The organism is Deltaproteobacteria bacterium (assembly GCA_009930495.1).
Classification (GTDB): domain Bacteria; phylum Desulfobacterota; class Desulfovibrionia; order Desulfovibrionales; family Desulfomicrobiaceae; genus Desulfomicrobium.
The window spans coordinates 1-9,298 of sequence record RZYB01000113.1; the positions used below are offsets into that span (position 1 = coordinate 1).

The window sequence follows — 9,298 nt, forward strand, 5'->3', positions numbered from 1 at the left end:
GGTCCGGACCGTCACGGGCCGTGCATGGCCGCCGGTGGTCCGGCGCCGGCCCTGATGGACGCCATGAATGTCCTTGGCCACGCGGAGTTTGGCGACCGCGAACGCTCGGCCAAGGGCATCAAGGAAGTGGCCATGGCCCAGGGCATGTCGGCCCGGGAATGCGCGGAACAGGCCGTGGTCGTGGCCATGGCCACCCTCAAGAAAAAAATCGCGGCCTTCCTGGCGGCCATCAACGCCCGTCCGGTCTACACCATCCAGGAAATTCTGGAAGACCGCACGGTCCAGCCCAAACGCATCCTGGTCATCGGCGGCCCGGCCCAGGCCATGGCCCCCATCCTGGAGGCGGAATTCGGCCTGCCCGTGGTCGCGCCGGAACACAGCGCGGTCGCCAATGCCATCGGCGCCGGCCTGACCCGGCCGACCCAGTCCCTGGTGCTGACCGTGGACACCTCGCGCGGCAGTTTCACCGTGCCGGGCCTGGGCATCCACAAGGCCGTCAAGCGCACCTACACCCTGGACGAGGCCGTGCACGACGCCACCACCATGTTGCGGGCCGAATTGGAAAAACAAGGCATCCCGGCCGAGGATGGCGACATCCAGGTCATCCAGGCCGAAGCCTTCAACATGGTCGAGGGGCACTACACCATCGGCCGCAATATCCGCGTTCGCTGCCAGATGCGGCCCGGCGTCATCACCACCCTGGAATCCTAGCCCGGAGAGACCATGCTCACAGCACAATCGAGCCTCGGCATCATCTTTTTTCCCGCCTTCGACTGGGCCATCTCGCCCACGCACCCGGAACGCGAGGAACGCCTGCTCTACACCCAGGACCAATTCCGCGAGGAAGGCATCTTCGACATCGAGGGCATCCGCGAATACCGGCCCCTCATCGCCACGGAAACCGACATCATGCGCACCCATTTCTGCTTTCCGGACGTGGCCTCGGTGTGCACCAACTCCCACCTCATTTCCGCCGGCGGGGTCATCCGGGCCGCACGGCTGATCATGGAAAAAGAACGCCAGCGGGCCTTCGCCGTGGTCCGCCCCCCCGGACACCACGCCATGCGCACGGTGCACGGCAGCCGGGGATTTTGCACCATCAACATCGAAGCGCTCATGATCGAATGGATCCGCGAGCACTACGGCAACCTGCGCGTGGCCGTGGTCGACACGGACTGCCACCACGGCGACGGCACCCAGGACATCTACTGGCACGACCCGGACGTGCTCTTCATCTCCCTGCACCAGGACGGCCGCACCCTGTATCCGGGCACGGGCTTTCCGTCCGAATGCGGCGGTCCCAAGGCCCTGGGTCGGACCATCAACGTGCCCATGCCGCCGCGCACTTCCGACGACGGCTACCTGATGACCATGGAACGCATCGTCATGCCCATTCTGGAGCATTTCAAACCAGATCTGGTCATCAACTCCGCCGGGCAGGACAACCATTTCTCGGACCCCATCACCAACATGAACTTCACGGCCCAGGGCTATGCCAAGATGACGGCCATGCTCAAGCCGGACATCGCCGTGCTCGAAGGCGGATACGCCATCAAGGGCGCCCTGCCCTACGTCAACCTGGGCATCAGCCTGGCCCTGGCCGGAGTGGATTTTTCCAATGTCCAGGAGCCGGAGCTGGATCGGGAGAAACTGCGCGAGCAAAAATCGACCATGGACTACCTCTCGGCCCTATGCGACCAACTGCCGGAGGTCTATTTCAATCCGAGGCCGTCCGACGCCAAGCGCGAGAACGGCTATTTCGTGCGTCGCAGATCCATCTACTATGACACGGACGATATCACCGAAACCCAGGTCGAACGCGTCAAGGACTGCCCGCACTGCCCCGGTCTGATCATCGTCGAGACCGAAAGCGACCGCTCGCCCAAATCCCTGGGCCTGTACGTTCCGGTTCAGGGTTGCGACCTGTGCAGCCAGGAGGCCGAGGAACGCTTCGCCAAGTACAAGCAGGACGGCTTCACCCGCGCCCAAATCGCGGACCGGGTCACCAAGCGCTACGAATACTCGAAATAACGGCCCACTCCCAAACCCCGCATCCATGAAAAAACCCGCCTCCAAGGAAGCGGGTTTTTTCATGATCAAGGGCAAAGACGGTTTACCGACGCGCCGCCGAAACGGCCATTTCCTCCCATCCTCCGCCCAGGGCGGCGAACAGCCCGACAACATTGAGCTTCTGGGCCAGTCGGGCATTCAACAAATCCTGACGGGCCGAAAACAGGGTCCGTTCGGCGTCGTGCACGGCAAAGGCGCTTTCCAGGCCGGCCTCGTAGCGCTGATCGACCAGCTCGCGGCTGGCTCCGGCGCTGGCCACGCGGCGGGTCTGGGCCTGAACCTGACCGGCGTAGCCCCCGACCTTGGCCAAGGCGTCGGACACTTCCCTGAACGCGGTCTGGATGGCCTGTTCATACGCCGCGACGCGGATTTTCTGCTCGGCCTCGGCAGCGGCCAGGTTGGCCTTGTTCCGACCCGCGTCAAAGATGGGCAGGGTGATGCTCGGCACGAAGGTCCATGTCCGCTGGGCCGCGTCAAAAAGATCGGTCAGCTCCAGACTGGCCAGACCGGCCGTGGATGTCAGCGTGATGCGCGGAAAAAACGCGGCCCTGGCCGCGCCGATCTCGGCACCGGCGGCCCAAAGCCGGTGCTCGGCCTCCAGGATGTCCGGCCGACGGGTCAGAAGATCCGAAGGCAAACCCGGCGCCACGACCTCGTTCACGGCCACGTCGTCAATGGCCCGGGCCGGAAGATCCAGATTTCCCGCCGGTACGCCGACCAGGACGGCCAGTGCGTTTCTGTCCATGGCAACCTGGGCCGTGAGCCGCGCCACCTCGGACTGGGTCACGGCCACGGATTCCTCGGCCTGATGACGCTCCAGTTCCGTGGCCAACCCATTGGCCACCTGGGCCTTGGTCAGGGTCAGGGTCGCCTCGCGACTTTTAAGCGTCTCCCGGGCCAGGACCAGGGCTTCGCGGTCGCCGGCCAGGGCGAGATATCCCTGGGCAACCTGGGAGACCAAGGCAATATGCGCGGCCCGTCGAGCCTCCTCGGTGGCCAAATATTGCTCCAAGGCCGCTTCTTCCAAATTCTTGACCCGTCCAAAAAAATCCAGCTCAAAGGAGGTGACGCCCAAGCCCACGCTCCACTGCCGGTCAATGCCCTCGACCCCGCCACGCATATCGGCGGGCAGGCGCTGGTTCGAATTTTTCCCCGATGCGTCCACGTTCGGAAAACGGTCCGCGCGGGCGATACCAGCCTGGGCCCGGGCCTTGTCCATGGCCAGGACGGTTTGCCGCAGACTGCGATTTTCGCTCAAAGCCGTGGCGATGAGGCGTTGCAAGGTCGGATCGGGAAACACGTCCCGCCAACCCAGGGTCGTGGCATTTGCCTCTGCCGTGGTCGCGTCCGGCCAGACATCGGGCACGGGCATGGCCGGGCGCTGCCGATCTGGAGCCAGGGACGCGCAGCCCGTGGCCAAAATCATCAGAAACAACGGAATCAATCCTCGCATGCGTGACCTCCAGGTATGATGCGCGATCCGCACGGTTTGGGATGTTGCGTGGGCCGACGTACCCGGGCCACGATGACGAAGAACACCGGCACCAGCAAGGAACCCAGAATCGTCGAGGAAATGGTGCCGCCGATAACACCCGTGCCGATGGAGTTCTGCCCTCCCGAACCGGCGCCGGCGTTCAGGGCCAGGGGCAGCACGCCCAGGCCAAAGGCCAGGGAGGTCATGATGATGGGCCGCAGACGCTGCCGGGCGGCCTGAGTCACGGCGGGAATGACTTCCATCCCGGACTCGACCAGACTCTTGGCGAATTCGACGATGAGAATGGCATTCTTGGCCGCCAGTCCCATGGTCGTCAGCAGGCCGACCTGAAAATACACGTCATTGGACAAACCGCGCAGACTGACCGCGGCCAGGGCCCCGAGGACGCCCACCGGAATGACCAGGATGACCGAGGCCGGCAGACTCCAACTTTCGTACAAGGCGGCCAGACACAAAAAGACCACGATGATGGACAACGAATACAGCATGGTGGTTTGCGAGCCAGCCTGGCGCTCCTGAAAGGACAAGCCGGTCCAGGAATAGCCAATGCCCTCGGGCAGTTCCCTGGCCAGGGCCTCCATGGTGGCCATGGCCTGTCCCGAGCTCTTGCCCGGAGCCGGAGCGCCGAGGATCTGCATGGCCGGCACGCCGTTGTACCGTTCCAGACGCGGCGAGCCCGACGTCCAGTGCGCCGTGGCGAAGTTGGACATGGGCACCATGTCACCGGCCTTGCCACGCACGTACCAACGGCCAATGTCCTCGGGCATCATGCGGAAAGGGGCCTCGCCCTGCATGATGACCTTCTTGACCCGGCCCTTGTCCAGGAAGTCATTGACATAAGAACTGCCCCAGGCCGTGGCGATGACGCTGGTCACGTCGGACACGGCCAGACCCAGGGCGCTGGCCTTGTCCCAGTCGATATCAATGCGGTACTGGGGCGTGTCGTCCAGACCATTGGGCCGGACCATGGCCAGATCCGGGCTCTGGGCGGCCATGCCCAGAAGTTGGTTACGGGCGGCCGTGAGCTTTTCGTGGCCAAGACCGGCCATGTCCTGCAGTTCAAAATCAAAACCCACGGCATTGCCCAACTCCAACACCGCCGGCGGGGCAAAGGCGAAAACCATGGCGTCGCGATACCGGGAAAAGGCGGCCATGGCCCGGCCGGCGATGGCCTTGACCCGCAGATCGGGCGTCTTGCGCTGGCTCCAATCCTTGAGACGCACAAAGCACATGGCCGTATTCTGGCCGTTACCGGCAAAACTGAAGCCAGCCACGGCCATCATCGATTCCACGGCCTGCTTCTCGTTCTCCAGGAAATGGTGCTCGATACGCTTGAGCACGTCGATGGCTTTGTCCTGGGTGGAGCCAATGGGCAACTGCGCCTGCACGAAAAGAATACCCTGGTCCTCGTCGGGCAAGAAGCCCGTGGGCAGACGCTTGAACAAAAACATCATGCCGGCGATGATCAGGGCATAAACGATCATGGACCGCCCCCAACGCCGGGCCATGCCGCCGACCATGGATTGGTAGCCGCTGGCCGTGCGGTCGAAGCCCCGGTTGAACCACCCAAAAAAACCGCGCTGACCATGTCCGGCCTTGGGCGGCTTGAGCAAGGTGGCGCACAGGGCCGGGGTCAGCACCAAGGCCACCAGCACCGAGAGAACCATGGCCGAAACCACGGTGATGGAAAACTGCCGGTAGATGACGCCGGTGGAACCGCCAAAAAACGCCATGGGCACGAACACGGCGGACAGCACCAGGGCAATGCCGACCAGGGCCCCGGAAATCTGGGTCATGGACTGGTGGGTCGCTTCACGGGGAGAAAGGCCGTCCTCGTGCATGATGCGCTCCACGTTTTCGACCACGACAATGGCATCATCGACCAAAAGGCCGATGGCCAGGACCATGGCGAACATGGTCAGGGTGTTGATGGAGTAGCCAAAGGCCGCCAGGACGCCGAAAGTGCCCAAGAGCACGACGGGCACGGCGATGGTCGGGATGAGCGTGGCCCGGAAATTCTGCAAGAAGAGGTACATGACCAGAAAAACCAGGATCACGGCTTCGAGCAGGGTACGGACCACCTCCTCGATGGAGATGCGCACGAACGGCGTGGTGTCGAACGCGGCCACGACCTTCAAACCGGTCGGAAAGGTGGAGCTGGAGTCCTCGATGTATTTGGCCACGGCTTCCACTGTTTGCAGGGCATTGGCGCCGGTGGCCAGTTTGATGGCCGCCGCGGCCGCGGGCTGTCCGTTGTAGCGGGACGCGATCTGGGAATTTTCGGCACCCAGTTCCACCTTGGCCACGTCACCCAGACGCACGGAGGAGCCATCGGCGTTGACCTTGAGCAGAATGTCCCGGAATTGCTCGGGGGTCTGGAGACGATCCTGGACGCTGACCGTGAAATTGATGCGCTGCTCCTCCACCGAAGGCAGACCGCCCAACTGACCCGCGGAAATCTGGGCGTTCTGGGCCTTGATGGCGGCGGCCACGTCGGCCGGGACCAAATTATAGGTATGCAGCTTGTCGGGGTTGAGCCAGACACGCATGGCGTGCTGGGAGCCGAACAACGTCACCTCGCCCACGCCCTCGACGCGGCTCAGGCCATCCAGGATATTGGCGGCCACGTAATCGGCCAGCTGTCCCCGGTCCATGGAACCGTCCTCGGACACGAAGCCCAAAACCTGGACAAAGTTCTTGACCGCCTTGGTGACCTGCACGCCCTGGGCCTGCACTTCCTGCGGCAACAGGGACATGGCCAGCTGGAGCTTGTTCTGGACCTGGACCTGGGCGATATCCGGATTGGTGCCGGCCTTGAAGGTCAGGGTGATGGTTGCCTGACCCGAGGATTCACTGGTGGAGGACATGTAGTCCAGGTTGTCGATGCCCTTCATTTTTTGCTCGATGACCTGGGTCACCGAGTCTTCCAGGGTCTTGGCCGAGGCGCCGGGATACGTCGCGCTGATGGACACGGATGGCGGCGCGATGGGCGGATACTGCGCGATGGGCAGATTGAAGATGGACAGGACTCCGGCCAGCATGGTCGCGATGGCCAGAACCCAGGCAAAAACCGGGCGATTGATGAAAAAATGTGCCATGGGGTCCTCCTACATCGAACCCTGGGCAACACGGACCTGCATGCCGGGCCGGGCCTTTTGCAGACCCTCGACCACGACGCGGTCACCGGCGGCCAGCCCCTTGAGCACGACCCAGTTGCCGTCCACGGCACGATCAAGCTCCAGGGGCCGGGCGACAACCTTGTCCCCGGCGTCCACGACCATGGCCAATGCCTGCCCCTGGGCATTGCGGACCACCGCTTCCTGGGGAACAAGCATCGCCTGGGCCAAAACGCCCTCCTCGATCATGGCGCGCACATACATGCCGGGCAACAGATCACGCCTGGGGTTGGGGAACTCGGCGCGCAGCGTCACGGAACCCGTGGTCGGATCGACATTGGCCTCGGCCAGTTGCAGGCTCCCCATCTCCGGATACTCGGTGCCATCCTCGAGAACGAGACGGACCTTGGTTCCGGCCTCGCCGGCGGACTGGATATCCCCGCGTTCCAGGGCGTGCTTGAGGCGCAGCAACTCGACATTGGACTGGGTCAGATCAACGTAAATGGGGTCGAGCTGCTGCACCGTGGCCATGGCCTGGGCCTGATTGGCCGTGACCAGGGCGCCCGGAGTAACGGCCGAACGGCCGATGCGCCCGGAAATGGGCGAAGTGACCTTGGTGCGGCGCACATCGATGCGCGCCGCTTCCAACTGCGCCCGGGCCGAGGCGACATTGGCCTTGCCCAAGGCGTAATTGGCCTGGGCTTCGTCGTAATCCTGCTGGCTGACCGCCTTGGTCCGGATCAAATCCTTGTAGCGCACGGCCTTGAGGCGCAATGGCTCCAGTTCCGCCTGGGCCTTGGCCACGGCGGCCTGGGCCTGGGCCACGGCCACTTCGTAGCTGTCCGGATCGATCTGATAGAGCACGTCCCCGGCCTTGACCTCGGTTCCTTCCTTGAAGGTCCGCTTCTCGATGATACCGCCAACCTGGGGCCGAATTTCCGCGACCTGATACACAGCCGTGCGGCCGGGCAGCTCCGAGGTCAAACGCACGTCCTCCTGGCGCATGGTCACCACGCCCACTTCCGGCGCGGGCGCCTGGGCCTTCCCTGCCGGAGCGTCGGCCTGGGACGGCGTGTTCCAGGCCAGATAGCCCAGCCCGAACACGGTGGCCACAATAACGAATACAGCTATTTTCTTCATAAAAACCTTCCTTGCGTTATGCGTGCGACGGAAAAAAATGTGAACAGTTGTTCACTTAGAAGTTAAAAAAATTTACAGGGCCACGGCCTGGACAAACATCTTCCAGTTGGCCTCGGCCTGGGCCTTGAGATCGATCATGTTCCAGGGCCGGCTATACAGAATGGCGACGGTCAGAAATTGGCCCAAAAACTGAACGAAAATCTGATCCGGGCTGATATCGGCCCGGATTTCTCCCTGGGTTTGCCCCTCCGCGATAATCTCCGCGATCATCCGCTGCTGGTCATGATGCGAGGTGTACAGCCTCTCGCGCAGTTTCGGCTCTTCATCCCAGAGGGAATCCGCCAGAACGAGGTTGGGCAGGGCGCGGTAGCGCTGGATGGTTTCGATGTGCAGCTGATAGCAGCGGCGCAGCTTGGCCAGGGCCGGACCGGGCTCCCCCATGGCCTGACGCAACCCCTGAAATTTGACAGCGTCCAGCAAATCAAGAACGCTGGCCAGGATATCGGCCTTGCCACCGGGAAAATGCCGATACAAAGCCGGCGCGGTCACGCCGATGGCCCGCGCCACGTTGCGGGCCGTGAGCGCGGCCACGCCCTGCTCGGCCACCAGGGCCAGGGCGGCTTCGGCGATCTGCTCCCGACGAATGGTTGTTGTCAGTCTTTTTGCCATGGGCGGCTTGTTAACGATCGTTCACTTATTCGTCAAGAACTGGCCGTGAAAAATTTCTTGAGACATTGCCGAAGCCAGGGTCACGTAAAAGCTGCTCCGAAACACCCTTGAATTTCTGGGGATACCCCGGTTTCATTTTTTCTTGAAGACTGGAGCGAATCGCTGGCAACGTGTGGGAACACTTGGCCGGTTTCACGCAAACACGCACATCAACACGACAGGGGGATACCATGGAAAAGGCAAAGGTCTATTTTGCGGATTTCCGCACCAAGGCTTTTGGTGACGGGCTGCCGACCAAGCTCAAGAAGATGATCAAAAAGGCCGGCATTGGCGAGATCGACATGGACGGCAAGTTCGTGGCCATCAAGCTGCATTTCGGGGAACTGGGCAACATCAGCTATCTGCGGCCCAACTATTCCCGGGCCGTGGTGGACGTGGTCAAGGAACTGGGCGGCAAGCCCTTTCTGACGGACTGCAACACCATGTATCCGGGCAAGCGCAAAAACGCCCTGGAACATTTGGAATGCGCCTGGGAAAACGGGTTCACGCCCCTGACCGTGGGCTGTCCCCTGCTCATCGGCGATGGCCTCAAAGGCACGGACGACATCGCCGTGCCCGTGGTCGGCGGCGAATATGTCAAGGAGGCCAAGATCGGTCGGGCCGTCATGGACGCGGACGTGTTCATCAGCCTGACCCATTTCAAGGGTCACGAAATGACCGGTTTTGGCGGGGCCATCAAGAATATCGGCATGGGCTGTGGCTCGCGGGCTGGCAAGACCGAACAGCACAGCGGCGGCAAGGCGTCCAT

General features: G+C 62.7%; 7 protein-coding genes. 3 read left to right on the forward strand and 4 right to left on the reverse strand.

What is annotated here, in order from left to right; genetic code table 11:
• Positions 1 to 711: hydantoinase/oxoprolinase family protein (locus tag EOL86_09775; GenBank protein ID NCD25860.1), on the forward strand; the 711-nt coding region annotated here is incomplete at its 5' end.
• Between the two features lie 12 nt (positions 712 to 723).
• The gene (locus tag EOL86_09780) at positions 724 to 2,031 is read left to right on the forward strand and encodes a histone deacetylase (protein ID NCD25861.1); all 1,308 of its coding nucleotides are present in this window, start codon (positions 724 to 726) and stop codon (positions 2,029 to 2,031) included.
• Between the two features lie 82 nt (positions 2,032 to 2,113).
• Here EOL86_09780 and EOL86_09785 read toward each other — a convergent pair whose 3' ends face one another.
• The 4 genes from EOL86_09785 to EOL86_09800 form a co-directional block, all read right to left on the reverse strand.
• Positions 2,114 to 3,523: an efflux transporter outer membrane subunit gene (locus EOL86_09785; GenBank protein NCD25862.1), complete on the reverse strand. Its 1,410-nt coding sequence runs from the start codon at positions 3,521 to 3,523 to the stop codon at positions 2,114 to 2,116.
• Positions 3,511 to 6,663, reverse strand: a complete 3,153-nt coding sequence (locus EOL86_09790; GenBank protein ID NCD25863.1) for an efflux RND transporter permease subunit — start codon at positions 6,661 to 6,663, stop codon at positions 3,511 to 3,513. The genes EOL86_09785 and EOL86_09790 overlap by 13 nt, the downstream gene beginning before the upstream one ends.
• Before the next feature lie 9 nt (positions 6,664 to 6,672).
• Positions 6,673 to 7,821, reverse strand: a complete 1,149-nt coding sequence (locus EOL86_09795; protein NCD25864.1) for an efflux RND transporter periplasmic adaptor subunit — start codon at positions 7,819 to 7,821, stop codon at positions 6,673 to 6,675.
• A 72-nt stretch (positions 7,822 to 7,893) separates the two neighbouring features.
• Positions 7,894 to 8,490: a TetR/AcrR family transcriptional regulator gene (locus tag EOL86_09800; GenBank protein NCD25865.1), complete on the reverse strand. Its 597-nt coding sequence runs from the start codon at positions 8,488 to 8,490 to the stop codon at positions 7,894 to 7,896.
• A gap of 230 nt (positions 8,491 to 8,720) precedes the next feature.
• On the opposite strand from EOL86_09800, the gene EOL86_09805 reads away from it, so the two are divergent.
• The coding region (locus EOL86_09805) for a DUF362 domain-containing protein (GenBank protein NCD25866.1) at positions 8,721 to 9,298 on the forward strand (578 nt) is incomplete at its 3' end.